The following is a 16,962-nucleotide window of genomic DNA, read 5'->3' on the forward strand; positions in this document are numbered from 1 at the left end:
CATCAGGACCGTGTCGACAACATGGATCACGCCATTGGACTGCGTCACGTCAGCAATGGATCGCAGCGACAGCGGGATCGGCTGAGAACACGAAGACTGGGCGACAGGTGTTCGTGGACCAGCGGCAGACCCGATATCATCCCCACCAGAACATCTGGAGCGGATGACGAGTGAGAAAGTCCATGGAAGGCGTGATCGGGCCCTTGGGTCGCGTAGTGCTGTTTGTTGGTATGGCGGTGTTCGCCTGCAGCGCCCATGCGCTCGGCGATGACGAGGCCGCGTTGCTGAAACGTGTGCAGACCGCTGCAAAAGCCGGTGATGCGAAAGCGGAATACCAACTGGCCAATCTGTATCTCAGCGGAGGCGGTGTCGGCAGAGATGCGGCGAAGGCCGCGGCTTGGTATCGCAAGGCGGCTGAGCAGGGCTACGGGCCTGCCCAATCCGAACTGGGTGCGCTCTACCTGCGCGGAATCGGTGTGCCCAAAGACGAGGCTCAGGCCATTGTCTGGGTGCGCAAGGCGGCGGAGCAGGGCGAAGTGCTGGCACAGTCCGATCTGGGCATGATGTATCTGAACGGTCAGGGCGTGGAAAATGACAACGCTCAGGCCCTGGTCTGGCTGCGCAAGGCGGCCGAGCAGGGGTCTGCCGCCGGGCAGCACAACCTTGCCAGCCTGTATCAGCGGGGCGGGGGCGGACTGGCCAAAGACGATGCCGAAGCCAAGCGTTGGTACGGCAAGGCAGCGCTGCAGGACCGGTCGCAACTCGGCGTCAGCCAGTCCCGCATGGCGCTCTGCCTGTATGGCGGGGAACATGAAGTGTGGTGCACCGAGGCAGAAAGCCCTGGGGCCTTCGGCCCTGTGGAAGATCTGACAGCGGCCGCCGAGGGTGGCGATACCAACGCGCAGAGCAGGCTCGGCGACATCTACGGCAAAGGCATTGGGGTGCAGAAGGACGAGCTGCAGTTGTTCAACTGGTACCGCAAGGCGGCCACAGCGGGTTACGCGCCTGCGCAGACGCAGCTGGGATACATCTATTCCACCGGGCTCGGTGTACCCAAGGACGAAGACGCGAGCATCGCCTGGTACTGCGAGGCGGCCGCGCAGAGATACCGCAGGGCTCTCATCAATCTCGAGATCATGCGCACCTACGGGTTGTTCGATCCGGATGAATGTCCGGAGCGGCGGGCGCTACGCTGAACGCGGTAGCGCCACGCCCTGCGTGGCGCTACGTTGCTCGAGATTGAGTGAGCCCGGCCCTTGGCGGACATCGCGCTGGATGCCCGCCAATGCCGTCCCGTCACTTCGGCATCAGGACCGTGTCGATGACGTGGATCACGCCGTTGGACTGCGTTACGTCAGCAATGGAAACGCCGGCCTTTCCACCCTTCGCATCCACGACCCATAGCTTGCCTTCGTGCAGCTTGATGGTCAGCGGTTCTCCCTGGACCGTCTTCAGCGTGGTCATGCCGCCGTGCGCCTTCGCATCGGCCATCAGCTTCTGCGACGTGTAGGTGCCTGGTACCACGTGGTACGTCAGGATCTTGGTCAGATCTGCCTTGTGCTCAGGCTTGATCAGGGTATCGACGGTGCCGGCAGGCAGCTTGGCGAACGCCGCGTTGGTCGGCGCAAAGACGGTGAACGGACCCTTGCCGTTGAGCGTGTCCACCAGACCGGCGGCCTTCACTGCGGCCACCAGGGTCGTGTGGTCCTTGGAGTTGATCGCGTTCTCGACGATGGTCTTGGTCGGGTACATGGCGGCGCCGCCAACCATCACCGTGTCGGCGGCGTAGCTGAACGAAGCGGCGGAACAAAGTACGGCGAAACCGGCAATGGCGGTAACGCGATGAAGAATGGCACGCATGGTGTATCTCCTGGATTCTTCGGCCCTCAGGGTGAGGACATGGAAGGTACGGCGCCTCCCGCGAAACGTGAACCGATCACCAAAGTAGGTGCCACCGGACGCCCATAGTATGTGCAGACTGTCAGGGTTCTGACCGAGCATTGCCCCTCTTTGAGCGGCAAAGGGTGTGCAGCGCAAGGCACGCAAACGTAGCCTGCCCTAGTGTCAATGGTCCAGAACCATTGCGATAATAAGGCGGTAGGCCTAGTGACTCTTGATATTAGGGTGAGACAGCCTATGGTCAGAATTAGTTTGTCTCCCAGGCCCTGGATCACAGGCACCTGTCCAGAAGGCAAGTAGAGCGAGGAGAGGGAAGATGCTAGTGATGGTTAGACACGCGGAGAGTATGGCTAATGCAGGATTTGCAACCGCCGACCCAGAATCCATTGCCCTTACTGCCACGGGGGAACAGCAGGCTCGCGCGATGGCAATGACCTGGTCCGCTACGCCTGACCGCATCTTTACCTCACCCTTCCTCCGGGCAAGGCAGACGTCGCAACCACTGGCAGAGCGCTTCAACATGGTCGCCGTTCCCCTTGAGGTTCATGAGTTCACTTATCTGTCGCCGGAGCGGTGCGTTGGCACCTCGTCGGCAGATCGCAAACAGTGGGTAGCGGACTACTGGTCCCGTTGTGATCCAAATTATGTGGATGGACCGGGTGCTGAGTCGTTTGCTGAGCTAATCGTCCGCGCTGAGCGGGCATTGCGCATTCTTTGGTCCTACTCCGAGAATGAGCAGGTGGTCGTGTTCAGCCACGGGCAGTTGATGCAGGCGATGCGGTGGATTTGCGGGAACAAGGCTCCGTTGACGATAAACGCTGGAGCGATGGACACATTTCGAAGGCTGGATTTGGATCAACCTATAGCTCATTGCCAGAAGCTGTCTATTTGACTGGAAGTGCGCGCGGACAGTGTCCATCTTTCCCCGTCTCCGCTTTCCGGGCGCAGGTGGCTGGTCTCACCGGGCCAGACTCCTATCCGTCACTAGCGAACAGCAAAGCCTGTTGATGAGCGGCGCACCTTCGGTAGCGGTAGGGAATGACCGGGCTCACAGGCTCTGGGATGTGAATGCCATGTCTTTCAGCAGCGCGTCTCATCAAGTAACAGGGTTCGTGCACTGCGGCTTGGATCTGACTAGAGATCACGCTGTCATCCACGTGGATCGGAAAGCTCGTGTCGGGCAGGAGGCGAAGAAGTTGCTTCGTAAGTATGATCAACTCATGCGCGCACGGACGCACTCTGGGGTCTCGGCATGCTCCAGGCAGTGCTCGAATCAGGTAATTTGCCGCGTACCACTGGCGATCAGCTAACCGCTGCAGGTGGAACAAGCGATACGCGCAAGCCAGCATCAGAAAGCCGTAGATGTCACCTCGTTGGTAAAGGCGATCCAGGTCATAGGCCATGACCGGCACGCGGTTTTCCTCAGTGCTGGCCTCATCGCCTGGAAATGAGTAGCGGTCCCCGAGCAGCCCCGCACTGCATGCAAATAGGCGATTCCAGCCAACAACCGTCCTCATATCCCATTCTCGATGGCTGAGGGCTGCTAAGGGCCACTTAAGCGCCTCTTCGAGTTGGGGGTGGTGCAGGGCGAGGTGCTCGCGTCGCTTGAGTGATAGTGATCGCAAGCCCTGCCGATAAGCGCTGAACTCATCGCTGCGCATCATCAACGGACCATCTAGGCTGTCGCGCCGTAGAACATAGCGTGCTCTTAGCTCTTCCTCTCCGCCTTCCACCAGAGTCCATATATTCCACAGAATCCTGGAGTGCAGCCGGGCCGATGCATCAGCGGCTGGGCGGCCTAGATTAGAGCACTGCATCGCCTGGAGTGCTTGACAAGCTTCGTGCAACTCCCCCATCAGAAACCTCCAAAAAAAGTAGCCGTTAGAAGGGCAGTTTCGCTGGATGAAAACGCAACGGTGGAGCGTTAAGGTTAATGAGAACCTAGCGTTACTGGAGCTTACGTGAGCCTATCAAGTAATGGACCCGATGCCTTGTCTGTGGCTTGGGTGGCCCAAACCTATGGCGGGCTGGTTCCGGCTAAGGACCTGTCGCGACTGCTCGGCTTTAACAGCCCGGCGGCACTCAGGCGGGCACAAGCCACAGGTCGTCTACCAGTGCCGCTGTTTCGCCCACAAGGTCGTCGCGGGTGGTTCGCACACGCTGCTGATGTCAGTGCGTACCTTCAGTCTCAGGCACCTCAATCTCCGAGGGAGGCAGGCAGCCTATGACCTAGCCCCATCTGAACTTCCCTTCCCGGGATTCGGAAAAAGAAAACCCGTGAGGTAGGACTCACGGGTTCTCAGGTCGGCGACTTCACTGGTCTTGCCGGTACTTTCCCCTTCCCTGACCCCCCTGTCAAGCCTGCGCAGGCCTGTCACGGGCACCTATGTCCGACTCGGCTGGTAAGGCTCGCCTAGGCCTTTTGGACGGTGCTCCCGTGAGGTGCGCATGAGGAATCGGCATGTCCACAGACCCACAATTCGGTGGCTTATCGCTTGAAGACCGTCACCAGCTTTACACCCGAATAAAAGCAAGTGAGCTCAGTATTCGGCAGCTCGAGAACATGATTGCCGGCAGCGGAACCAAAACCGTAGGCAAGGCGGCGCTGAGAAACGTTCGTGTTAGACACAACTCAATCAAGAACGGTAGTGCGCGAACAGTTGAAAGCCACACGTGCGAGTTAGTCTTTGCCTATGAGCTTGAACTTGATCCCGAGGTGCTGGGCTACTACGTACAAGTACCATGCCGCCGCGTTCAGCGCACCACGGCGTCCGGGCGCAATCACATCAGCACTGCACATGTGGATTTTCTTGTATTTCGCAGGGACAACGTAGAGCTAGTGGAGTGCAAGCCGCTATCGTGGCTGGAGCGCCAACTGGCGCTTCCGGACTCCCTTTGGGCCAAGCAGGACGCGGTCTGGACCTATTCCCCCTACGCCCAATGGGCGCAGCAGCATGGCCTGGCGTTCAGAGTCTGGATACCGCCCACTCCAACCGGTGTGTACCTCCAGAACCTTGAAGCGTGTTACGCAGTAGCCGGTGATGCCCTTCAGCAACATGAAGCTACCGCAGTATCCAAGGCAGCTGGGCTAATCGCCAAGCGCCCCCGTCTGCTGGACAGTCTCCTCGCCGAGGTGCCCGGTTTCACACCGCGCCTAGCGCTTTGGATGCTGGGAAGATCGGCGGCCTTCGGGCCATGGCAGAGCACTCCCGCGGCTAGGACTGACCGCTTCCATCTGTATGGCACGAAGGAGCAGGCCAAGGAGGCGGACAAGCTACTGCTTGAATCCATTGTCAAAGCTCAGTCGCAACCAGCTGTGGACGATCCATTGCTGGTGGCAACCGCTACAGACCTCCAGCGGGCACACCAGCGACTCAGTAGGCTTGCGCTGATTGAGGCCGGAAGTCTGCCCGCAACACGACGGATGGGCGCTCTGCAGCGACAGGTTCGAAAGGCTGTTGCCGAAGGGAGATCCGCGCTTTCGGCTTGTCTTACCAAATATGCCTTTAGCGGAAACCGAGCGTCGCGCCTGCTTCCGGAACACGAGCAAGCCATAGAGACCGTCATCGCGCTGCACTGGAACACCGGGAGGGTATATAGACCGAAGGACTTGCTCTATGTGTTCGAAGAGGAGTGCCTTCGGTTAGGAGTTGACCCTTGCGGTAGGGGCCGACTGGATGCCAGACGAAGAAGCGAGAGCCCAACACGCCATGCGCTATCCACGGGCGGCTTTCGCGCCTACCACGCGACGCGTACACGCACCGATCCTCGCCATCGCTCGCTGCCTCCGATCGGATATGGCCACACACTGCACGTGGATTCGTCGGATCTAGATGTTCGCTGCGCGCCGAACCTGATTCACTGCTTCCCAGCAAGCAAAGCAAAGTTCTATATCGGCATAGACGGAGCGACGGGCTATCCGATGGCTCATGCATTGGTATTTGGCTCAGCAAGAACCGACGCCTTGGCATTGCTCATGCGTGAGTACGTCAAAAGACAGTGTTTCTTACCCAAGTTGATCCATCTGGATCGAGGGCCGGAGAACACCTCCCGCTGGCTGCAAGAGTTCTGCCATGGCGAGATCAGTTTAAGGTTCTCTCCAACGGCGGGCAGCGCCTGGAATGGCATTGCTGAGAACGCCATCAAGCAGGTCAACGAACAAGTAGCACACCGATTCCCGGGAAGCACGCGCCCCGACCAGATGGGACGTAAGGTCGACGGCAGGTTCAAGAGCCGAAACAATGCGAGGACGGACTTTGTCCGTGTGCACGAGGAGTTCCTGAAGTTCGTCTATCACGATCTTCCTATGACACCGGGGCCAGATGATATAACGCCAGCCGAGAATAAAGCTGAGGCGATCGCGGCCTACGGCGCTGTCGGAACACCGTGCGAATGGGACGATGGGTTCCTAATCAGAACTGCGATCAAGGTGGAGACCAAGAAGCGAATCGACCGCCAGCGTGGCGTACGCACTGCGGATGGTTGGTTCACCAGTGACGAGCTTTTACAAGAGCTGCGAACTGAGGATGCCAGTGAGGTTCGCAGCGATTGCTGTGATCCGAGTGTGATCTACGTGAAGGTTCGTGGAACCTGGTTCAAGGCATTCCACAACAGGGTGCAGAGCGATGCGCTGTTGTCGGATCAGGAACGACTGTTCCATTTACTCTGGTCACCCACGCTGCGGTCACAATCGGCAAGAAGGAAAGACGAAGTCGCGCGTGCTCGCTATTCGCGCCGAGTGCAAGCCCAGGCGGCAAGGCCCGCAACAGAGCACCTTGCCCCCGAACCGATGCCCAGCACCAATGAGAGTCTTGATATTGAAACAGTGCCACCGACGATCGCACAGGACATCGTCCCGTTCGATGAACGGGAGGATTACTGATGAAGATGGTTCAGCACCCAGCCTACGAGGGCCCACGCAAGCGCTTGCGAATGGCGCTTGACCAGCATCGTCCTGGGCATATGGTGTTCATTATTGGACCATCCGGCGTGGGCAAGACAACGATGAGGCGCTCGGTGATGCAGGAGATGTTTGGAAGGCCTGCATGCTGGGGACTTGGGCGGATACCCTTGGTCGAAACATTCGCCACACTTCCTCACGGCGCGTACTTCAGTTCCCGTCAGCTCGCTGTCTCTATTCTCCAGGAGCTGCACGCACCAACGTTGGCATGGCTACTGGATGGAAGCTATCTCGGGGAGGACGCCAAAATGGAAATTCGACGCGAGCTTGCCACTGCAGCATCGGAGTGGGAGTCCTTCGCGCGAACAAGACAGACGGAAGGCGAGTATTGGGGATTGGTGCAGCGAAGCTTAAGAGCGCGCAATTGCAAGTATGTATCTATCGATCAGGTCACAGCGCTATTGGTCAACCACAGGGACAAGTCCCCGGCTGATCACACCCTCCATCTGATGGCGATAGCTGAAGCCACAGGCGTGATGTTCGTCATGACTGGCGTGCACAAAGCCACGCAATTGTGGTCGATCAACTCCGAGTTGCGACGCCGCGTTACAACCGTTTGGGTGCCTCCATACAGTGATAAGCGTCGGGACGACAAGCTACCATTCCTTCGCCTGCTCAAGTCATTGGCCGCCCGCTACGAGCTTTCGCAGGATGATCTCCTAATCCGGATGGCCAACGATATCCTCGCCGCAACCGGCGGTGTATTCGCTGAAGTGGTTGAATTGCTGGGGCGGGCCGAGATTGCTGCGAAGCAAGAGGGATGCAACAGAATTCTCAAGCGACACATCGAGATCTCTTACTACGGAAGTGAGGATCTTAGGAATCTATGGCGGGACATCGACGCCTTCGAGATGAGCATGGTTGCCGGCAGTGTCACTGAGCGATCAGAACACGTGAAAGCGCGCTGGGGATCCCCAACTTGAGGTAAGGCGGCGATGACTATTGACTCAAGTCAGATGCGTTGGAGCGTCCTGCCGCCACTTGCCCTGATGGGCCTGGGTACTGGACTGGTGGAGTCAGCCGAGCATTACTGTGCGAGGCTTGCATGGACGGTGGGTTTGAGTGTTCGTGCTCTGTGTCCGCCTGTTCGTGCCGCGAGCGGAGTTCTGCAGCGCGCCCAGGCAATGGGAGCCAGCGGGTTCTGCGGCCCTGGAAGGCAATTCAAGCGTCGAGTCGAGCACCTTGAGCGGTTAACTGGCGTCGAACACATACGGCACGGCACGTTCTGGGTTGTCGATGACCTGTTGGCGGTGACCGGCGTGGGGCGCGACACCAAGCGGCAACGTTGGTGCCCACAATGCTTCCTGGAGTGGGATGAGGAACACTCCTACGAGCCCTTAATCTGGATGGTTGATGTGCAACAGAGCTGCCCGGTCCATCGTTGCGCCTTGGAAGCAGCTTGTCGGGCCTGCAGTTCCTTCCAGCCGACTGGGCGAGACTATCGACGGCGCCGCCATTGCTACCGCTGTGGTCAAGGCTTAGCGGGGCTGGGAAAGTTGGCTGCCCTACCTAGTCACCACATATGGGCCGAACATGCGCTTGCCGGATTGATCGCGCTCTGCGCGACTCCAGGACAGCCGCAAATACCGTACGAGCAGTACGAGCGCTTCGTACGCGGCCTCATTGAGATAAGTCTTGACCAGCCGAATCAGCCGGCTACGCTTCGCGCGGCGATGGCACGCTTGCGCTCCAACGCTATACGCGGACGGGTCACTCTTAGAACGCTAGTGAATCTATCCGCGCTGCAGGGGATCACGATTGCACAGATGCTACTTGATCCTGTCGCAGCTGCTTCGCGTCCTTTGATTGACCTGTGGTCAGGGTATCAGGCTCTGGAGTTCCCCGGCGGGAGGCATGGCACCAAGGTCGTGGCGTTTAGGCAGTGCTTACGCGAGATACTGAGCAAATGCGGAGAGCGGTACGTGCCTCCGATGAGATTCGTCTTAAGGAGCATGAAGATCAACAGAGATTTTGCCCGCGAGATGTGCGTAGACGTCTACGAAGACTACGAGGCCGCGTACCAACGTCAGGGGGGGTATCAATCACGACTGCATCGAGATCGCGCCTTTGTACTCGCCTTGCGTATGATTGGGCAGAACAATCAGAGCCCTTTCGCACCGTGCGACGCCCGAAAGGTTGCCAGGCAGGCCGCGAAAGCGGCGCGGGTGTCGTTGGAAGACGCAGAGGCAGCAACTAGGTCCGCTATTCACAGTTCGCGGGCCCTGGAACGAGCAAAAGGCGCGATGCTGTGCTCGACCAAAGATAACTTGAGTGGTTGAGCCAGCCACCAAACGATTTAAGCTCCAAGCCCAGTGGTTTGCAACGGAACCAAGTTCCCCCATACGTGGCTGCTTAGCGCATAGACGGTGCCTCAGAATTTGCCGCAAACTAGCTCAGTACCTCCCGTGCTCCGCCAGCGGGAACTCGTCGTCAACCGATGTACAGTCGGCGCGAGAAATTATCAACCTTCAGCATGGAGAGCATCGGAAATGAGCAATCAATTCAGGTCCGCAGAGCAGGAGTGCGGTCCAGCGGATGAAGAAGAGGAGTGTGTGATGTGCGGTGGAACCGGCGGTTGGCCTCGCCTCGGCGAGTGGGAGATGTGCAAGCCGTGCGATGGTAGCGGGAACAGCCCTGCACTTCGATCCGGGCATGGGAAGCGCGAGGAACTACACTGAGCGAGCATACGCCGGGGTAGAGTTTGTGCGCTCTGACCTGCTTATGAAGGTGGCACACCAAGAAGATGTCCCCGGATTCGTCACGGCGAAGACCGTTGGCGGTCCCAAAAATTCGGGAACAACGGGTCACGCCAAGTCTCATCCGAACTTCGACGCCTGGGTCTGGGCGCACATGAACCGCGCCAGCTCATCCGGTTAGACAGATTGACGTGCCGGACCTATCAGGGAGCAGGCCCTGTCTTGGATGCCAATTCGGCGCGTATACGCATCAACATCAGATCGCGCAACTTCCCAACCCGCTGTCCATCAACGGCCGCTACGTAGAGGTCGTCATCACGCTGTAAAATGGGGAGGCCTTCCAGACGGAGTGAGGCGGTGGCCTCAATGAGTGCGTGTCGGCACTGAGCTGTGTTGGACATGGATTACTCCGAGCCTGATAGTGAGTTATGGCGCCTGGCTAGCTCGCCGCACGTCCGATCTGGCGCATAGCAGGCGCAGCCTTAACAGTGCGACAAGTTGAGCTATGGAGGCTGGGCTTGGAACCCGATGCGCGCGCATGACCCGATAGATTAGCTTCAAGTCGATCGCTGACAACACTTGCTGAACGAGCTGACGACACACCTGTGCGTATGAGCGGTGATAGCCGTGGTTCGGCAGCGGCGAGACCGCCGCCTTCATCTAGGCGATCAATTCCGGTCCATCCAGCGTTCGATGCGATCGCCCCGTTCGCCATCCGGCGGGATTGGCGGCCAGCGACCCATCTTCAGAGTGCCGCTGAACAACGTAGTGGGTTTACACAGCTAGTTGGGTCCTTAGTCGAATTGAGGGCGTTCTGGGAGGCTGCTTATTGACCTGGAGATCAACCTCATAAGATGGCTCAGCAAGAATCCCGTGATGCACGTCATCAGGCTGGATTGAATCTATAAGGCGAGCTGTTAAGCTCCCCAGACAATGGCTGAATAGGCAGGGGGTTGGGAATGGCGTGGTATGACATAGGCGACCTGTTGATGAAGGTGCCGCTGGAGGATCTTGCAGCTCGCCTGGGTCTGAGGATGGAGCGCCGCAATCATCAAGTTAGCGCCCTCTGCCCATTCCACCAGGACACAAGGCCCTCCCTCAGCTTTTACCCCGCAGCAAAGGGGAGTCTCCCACATTTCCACTGTTTTGCCTGCGGTGCACATGGTAATGCAGTCGATCTAGTAAGAGAGATTAACGGGAGTGACTTCAAGGGTAGTGTTGAGTGGCTTGCTCGGCTCTACGACGTCCAGCCCGTGAGGGGAAAGCCCGAGGCGGCCTACTCGAGGAGTAATAGAGTATCGGCCTTAGATTTTGCCATTCGACAGTTCAACCTGCATCACGATGTGGGACGATTCGAAAGCTGGTGCTCCGATCGCGGGTTTGACGCGGCGTTCTTGTATGGCAAGGGATTGAGGTGCATACCGCAGGGGGTGCTGGTTGCTGCGGCGGATAAGTTGGGAGTCGGAGAGAGGCTGGAGTTGTTAGACGGCTTGCTGGGGCTAGGTCTGGTCCGGCGGCTGCGAACACCTGGTGGAATTAATCAGCACAAACTAGATTACAGCGATCAGTTCAGCGACTATTTTGATGATGGTCGCATTGTAATTCCCGTATACGATGTCGGAAAAGGAGGCTCGCGCGCGGTTGGATTTGCGGGGAGGCTCCTCGATGACGTAGCGGGAGGCGAGGTTCCGAAGTATCGTCTTACGCCAGGTTTTAAGAAATCAGATTATCTATTCAATGCGGATTCCGCCTTTTTGGCAGTTATTGATGAGCTGAAGGAAGGCAGGCCATCGAATCTGTACATAGTTGAAGGGTTCTTGGATGCGTTGCGTCTAGAATCACTTGGCAAACACGCGATTGGCTTGATGGGCACGAGCCTGAGTAAAGATCAGTTCAGGTTGCTTTCGGATTTTGTGGAGGCTCGGGCGGACAACGCGAAGCCACTTCGGATATGCGTATTTCTTGATAATGATGCCGCTGGGTTTCGCGGGGCGGAGCGGCTCGTCCGAGATTTACTGGGCATGGTCGGTGTAGACCTCCAGTGGATGGGTGTCCATTGGAAAACACGGCCAAGCATTGGAAAAGATCCTGATGCATGTCTGCGCGATATATCTGGAGACGAGCATGCGGATGCGTGGCTGGCAGAGTACAGTCTACCCGCTGAAGCAGCGCTTTTGATTGCATCGCTTGGCGGTAAAGATAGTTCGGTGCTCGCCGACGATAACTGGAAGATTCTGCCTACGGCGGTGAAAGAACGGGCGCTCTTTCGGGCTGCGGTTGCGATAAATAGGGCCCGTGGCAAGCGGCAACACAGTTCGTTCTTCGCACGTCTCGCCTACGTCGAGTCGATCTGGGCAGATGAGCTGGGGCAAGTGCTGGCAGAGGATGGTAATGCTCTAGCCAGGATTTCAGCTGCCGTCTATCTTAACGGCGAGTTTGAACGAACAGCATTGGCCCGCACTTTGGCATATTTTGGTTCTCGTCGGGGAGAGCTGCCGTGTGACGAAGAGGCTTGGATAACGCTTGGTGCGAACGCGCGCCTGTTCGACACAGTCGCGCTTGATAGATTGAAGAGCGTAACCGCCGAAGGCTCTTCCTGGCGGCAAGCAGCGCCGTTTGATGCGGTCAATCTGCCCAGAAAGCTGAGTAGCGAAGAGAGCGCATTGAACGACGCGCGGCTCAAAGTAATGCCGCATCCGGCCGACTTGCACGCTCAACAGATTTTTCTCAATGAGTTGCTTACTGAAAGGCATGATCGTATTAGCGCGGGAGGAAGAACGTTCTCCTCCAGCATCCCTGCAGTCAGATGGTACTCTTCACGGGACGAGGTGATTGTCACCGGACCCTTCTCTGCTCTAAATGAACCCGACCGACAAGCTGGTGAGCCGGCAACGTTGAGTTTTGGCTACCAGATCGACATGGAGGTGCTAGAGGGGCACAAGACGCCTTCAGACCAAGGTATGTTCCGCCCTTTCAGCCAATGCTGGCGCGACTTCATGCAGTGCTTGGGTGAGCAATGCCGCTCCATAGGCTCTCAGGTCCACGTGCTTCGGCTAGATGTTCGGCGCTATTACGATACCGTGCAGCGGTTTGTAGTCCGAGATCGTCTACTCGCACCATTGATCGAGGAGATCAACGCTTCAGGATTGCCGGTCGGTTTCTCAAACATCCTCGGTTTGAAAGAGGAGCAGGGGAGTGATGAATGGGCGGCATCGTTGGAGCGACTGTTGATGGGGTTCCAGTTCGGGTACGCCTATCGGAACCCGGAGCAAGACGGGCTCGACAGCCGCGGTGAAGAGACTGTGGGAATCCCTCAGGGCCCAGTGATTTCTGCGTACATCGGGACCATCGCGCTGTTTCCGGTAGACAACTGTGCTCGAAAATTCATTCGGGAAAGTTCTAGGGTATCGGAAAGCGGACAAACGCTTCCTCGAGCAGGTTACGCCCGTTACGTTGATGACATCGTCATTTTTGCCGAGAGTGCACAGCTACTTGGTGACCTCCGCGAAGCCCTTCAAGCGGAAGCGCGGCTGTCTTCGGTTGCCTTGATTCACAAAGGCGATCGCGTGCGCGCAGGTTCGCCACAGGAAGTGATGAGGCAGTTAAACGAGGGCCGTGGGCTCGCTGCCTCGGTTCCAGGTCTGGAAGCGCCGCTTGTAGGCGACGGAGAAGCCGGGTGGGGCTTGGCTCGGGATGCGCTGAGCGTAAACCGGCAGTGTGCCCTTCGGATGTTGCGCCATCCGGATCTAGTTGCAAATCCGCCCGCCATACTTCCCCAAGTAAGGGCCGCAATGGGTGCTAAGGATCTGCGGCCGAACGACCTTGGCCTCTGCGCACGCTGGCTCTGGTGGCTGGTCGCGTGCGATACCAACGACCTAGCAGAGCAGCCGAGCTCGGAGATCTGGAGCAGGTTCTGGGCGGCCTGGGACAAAGCTTACGACGAGCGTCACCGGACCAAAGACGGAGGAGATTGGTACCCCGCCTTCAAAGAACGGGGTTATCACTGGCTGTATGCCCTTGAGGGATTGGATCGGCTGCTTGACCCTAATCCATGGGTTGAGAATGGTCAGACAATTGAGGAAATTCCGCAAAGCCGGGCGCGTCGTCAGTCCCTGGCACAAGCTGTATGCAGCACGGAATTCTTCAGAGATCTCGCCGCAAAGGAGAATCAATCACACTTGCGACGACGTGCATGGTTGATTGTGGCAAAGGCTCGAAGGCTGTCGCGTAACAGCGCGTGTGGGCATTCAGTTAGCATCCATCATGCAGGGGCTGTGACCTCTGTGGAATGGCTCTGTCTGGCTGCTGAAGCGCTGTACTTTACCCCTCATTCAGATGAGCTTGCAGATTGGGAGCCATTGAACGAAATGAGGAATCGAGAAAATTTTCGCTCGTACGGAGATGATGGCCTGCGTCTTGCGGATGCCGTGAGAGATCTACTGAAGAATAAAGTCAATCGACCTGAGCATGAGGCACGAGATGAGGTCGTCCGAGGGTTGGCTATAGACTTCATCTTGAACAGCGCTCCCGGGTGCAAGGGCCTAGATATTCTGAGTGGGTTCGATAACTTGTTCAAGGTGCCAGGGGCCGGCGATATAAAGCTTATTGCGCACCTTCCGGTTTCGGATGGAGCCAGCTCGCTATATGCGTTGGAAAGTATTTCTACCTCTCAAGGTAGGCGCGTGTATGTGTACACGGCGCCGCGCACGACGACGCGATCACGGACATTCATTGGTGTAGCATTGCGTGGGGAGCAGCTCACACCTGAATTCTCAGAGTTGGAATTCAGTCCTGAGGAAAGTGAGGCCACACGTTTAGGTGTGGAGAGAAGCGAGGAGGTGATCCCATGGGCGCTCGCCGGCCCAGAATTGGTCAAGTCGCTTGGCTCCAAAACAAGGGCAGCTGTCAGCCTATTTGATGGTTTGTACGCAATTCATCTTGACGTCAGTAAGGGCGAAGCGGCTGCCTATGTACCCTTCATGCCGCAGTTGGTACACCATGAGCGCGACGACCAAGTTCTAATTCATCTAGTCGGCGAGCCGGTGAAGCGGGAGTCTTTGGGTGTCAATGCATGGTTCCATGATTGGGACGGCCGGGTCCGTACCACGAGCGTTCCCATGGCGCATGCTGATATATGGCGGGTCGGGTGGGCGGTAGCCGATCTCCTTGGTGTTGCGGCAGATATGTCAGGTGAGACGGGAAACCGCGAAGAGACATTGGCCGAAGAGGCCCTCTCGGTCGAATCCTCCGGTGAACTGCGGACGCAGGCGCATGCTGAGCTCATTGAAGGCTATGTCCTTAGGCAGCAGCTTCGGAAGTTGCAGGGTGCCTATTTGTCAGAGGCGCAGGTTGACATTTCCACTGTTGGAGTGGGCGAAAGGACGCTGCCAAGAACGGTACGGCGGGCGTTAGACCTCTTAAGAAATTATCCCGCAGACGAGGATCTGCGGACTAGGACATGGTATGTGTTGCTCATGGAGGCGCATACCCGGGGCATGGCTGCTCGCCTGCGCCCTGGCGGTGCCGCCGGTCTACGCAACACTCTGCACCTAGTGTTCCCTGAGGCCATTGGGCGCCTGCCCTTGTGGCTACTGCAAGGCATTGATCTCAGGCCAACCGGATCAGTTGGTCGTGAGAACCGTCCTGAGCTTTTGCTGTTGCAAGCTCTCTACGGCGCGATGCAGGAAATGCCGCAAGGTAGCGAATCCGGGGAGGGTGTCTATGGCGGGCCAGTGCTGCGGCTTGCACTGGCACTCGCGGTTGCCACGGCGGGGCTAAGGGGTTGCGTTGCCGCAGTGTGGGGGCTTACACAAGGTAACGAGAACCGCCTTAAAGATAGCCTCGGCCTGCCCACCACGTGGGTACTACCGGACGAGCAGCGTGCCGATCCGCAGGGTGACTATCGCGCGATCTGTACATGGCTGACCGATGCCAATGGTGAGGCGCTCGAACGTGCAACGCCTTGGCACTGGATGCTAGTCCTTGTTGGGTTGCTGGAATCCACCTTCCCCCGGGCCTTGGAGATTCCAGAGCTTAGCAAGGCCTTCTCCGTGATCAGTGCGTGGCGATATGGTAGTGCTGGGTCCGAATGGGCAGATGTGCATGACGAAGCGCACGTGTGGCCATTTGACGACCTCCCCGCGCTTAGCCAATCGGACTGTGATGAATTGGTCCGCGCAGTCGCCGGTGCAGCGGTTCGTGTTGACGCGCTGCTTGGTCTCTGCGTCGTTCCTGTGGAGGGACCAAGTTTTCGCAGAGATGCGCATACCGATGAGTTCACGGATGCTAAGGATGTAGGCTGGCAGCTGTCCAAGGCCCAGTACACGTGCCTCGGTGGGGGGGGCGTTGAAAGAGTGCTGATTGGTACTCGTAGGTTGTCCGCTTGGACCGAGACTAGGAGGAAGGAGGATGGCGAGCTAGTAGCCGTTCATTGGCTTGGAGGGAAGTTGGGGAAATGGCTTGGGCTACACGAGAAACGCGCGCCTATCAGCCCAGTACAACGGCCAGTCCTACTAGGTAGACAACCTACTGGTCCTGATGAACAGCCGCCATTGGCGGTCCGGGATCATGGACTCTTGATGCGTGGTGGCAGCATTGCTGCACCAGAGTCTGAAATGGCCACTCACGCCTTGGAAAGCGACCAAGGTGCAGTCGCAAATGCAGATGTAGGGGCATCTGCGGATGGTGGGCGGGCACCTGATCAAGAGGGCAACCCCAGCGCCAGTACTAATGAATTCTTCGCGAGGCTACGCGAGATTCAAGCAGCTTCCTTTGCTATCCGTCGACGATCGGGATCCGATGGCCCCGAAGCCAAATCGTCCCACTTTCGCGTGGCATTGCTCCAGCTCAGCGCACCAGACAGTTACTGCCATCCGGTGGTTGAAGTTGGTATTGATGGGCTGCCACTTACAGGGAGCACATGCGATTCCTTGCAATCTGTACTGAATAGTGATCGTTTCAACGATGTCAGAGCGGCAGGACTTCGCGGGAACGAGCATTACTGGAAGCAATCGGTGAATGTCATCTCGTGGCCAGAACACCGGCGGCGTGCTGTTCTGCGCGAGGCGCTCAATGCTTCCCATAAGCTCAGAGTCGAGCTGCTGGTACTCCCCGAGGTGAGCCTTCGCAAGGAGACGATTGAGTGGATGAAGGCTGAGTTGACCAAGCACTATCCTGGACTTTCGGTACTTGCTGGCACCTACCGAAACTTCTCCTCAGGCTCAGGCACGGATCATTTAAAGGAAATGCTCACTCTGCTGTGGCGGCCCGAGAAGTCGCTTTGAATCGCCCAGGGTTTTGTAGACAGTCGTCAGCCGTTTAGTGCGTACTGCTTCTCGAACTCTACCGGGGACAGCCCGTCGTTGGAACTGTGCCGCCGTTTTGGGTTGTAAAACATCTCGATGTACT

The 16,962-nt window shown here is 57.8% G+C and carries 8 protein-coding genes; 6 read left to right on the top strand and 2 right to left on the bottom strand.

All coding sequences use genetic code 11. From position 1 onward, the window contains the following. Positions 1 to 182: 182 nt before the first annotated feature. On the top strand, positions 183 to 1,196 hold the full coding sequence (locus tag ACRESJ_RS24250) for a tetratricopeptide repeat protein (protein ID WP_431599390.1): 1,014 nt from the start codon (positions 183 to 185) through the stop codon (positions 1,194 to 1,196). 100 nt (positions 1,197 to 1,296) lie between these two features. On the opposite strand, the gene ACRESJ_RS24255 is transcribed toward ACRESJ_RS24250, so the two are convergent. After that, positions 1,297 to 1,860: a fasciclin domain-containing protein gene (locus ACRESJ_RS24255; RefSeq protein WP_431599391.1), complete on the bottom strand. Its 564-nt coding sequence runs from the start codon at positions 1,858 to 1,860 to the stop codon at positions 1,297 to 1,299. A gap of 355 nt (positions 1,861 to 2,215) precedes the next feature. On the opposite strand from ACRESJ_RS24255, the gene ACRESJ_RS24260 reads away from it, so the two are divergent. From ACRESJ_RS24260 to ACRESJ_RS24280, 5 genes are all read left to right on the top strand, one after another. After that, positions 2,216 to 2,791: a histidine phosphatase family protein gene (locus ACRESJ_RS24260; protein WP_431599392.1), complete on the top strand. Its 576-nt coding sequence runs from the start codon at positions 2,216 to 2,218 to the stop codon at positions 2,789 to 2,791. Positions 2,792 to 4,360: 1,569 nt separating this feature from the next. Continuing rightward, entirely contained in the window at positions 4,361 to 6,781 is a 2,421-nt protein-coding gene (locus ACRESJ_RS24265; protein WP_431599393.1) for an integrase catalytic domain-containing protein, read from the top strand. After that, positions 6,781 to 7,782 carry an AAA family ATPase gene (locus ACRESJ_RS24270; RefSeq protein WP_431599394.1) on the top strand — a complete coding sequence of 334 codons (1,002 nt, stop codon included), beginning with the start codon at positions 6,781 to 6,783 and terminating at the stop codon, positions 7,780 to 7,782. Before ACRESJ_RS24265 ends, ACRESJ_RS24270 begins: the two co-directional genes overlap by 1 nt. 66 nt (positions 7,783 to 7,848) lie before the next feature. Further along, entirely contained in the window at positions 7,849 to 9,138 is a 1,290-nt protein-coding gene (locus ACRESJ_RS24275; RefSeq protein WP_431599398.1) for a TniQ family protein, read from the top strand. A gap of 1,376 nt (positions 9,139 to 10,514) precedes the next feature. After that, on the top strand, positions 10,515 to 16,838 hold the full coding sequence (locus ACRESJ_RS24280) for a CHC2 zinc finger domain-containing protein (RefSeq protein ID WP_431760168.1): 6,324 nt from the start codon (positions 10,515 to 10,517) through the stop codon (positions 16,836 to 16,838). Between the two features lie 26 nt (positions 16,839 to 16,864). Here the strand turns inward: ACRESJ_RS24280 and ACRESJ_RS24285 are convergent. Then, the coding region (locus ACRESJ_RS24285; RefSeq protein WP_046427907.1) for an IS3 family transposase at positions 16,865 to 16,962 on the bottom strand (98 nt) is incomplete at its 5' end.

It is taken from the genome of Pseudomonas sp. (genome assembly GCF_050739655.1).
Classification (GTDB): Bacteria; Pseudomonadota; Gammaproteobacteria; order Pseudomonadales; family Pseudomonadaceae; genus Aquipseudomonas.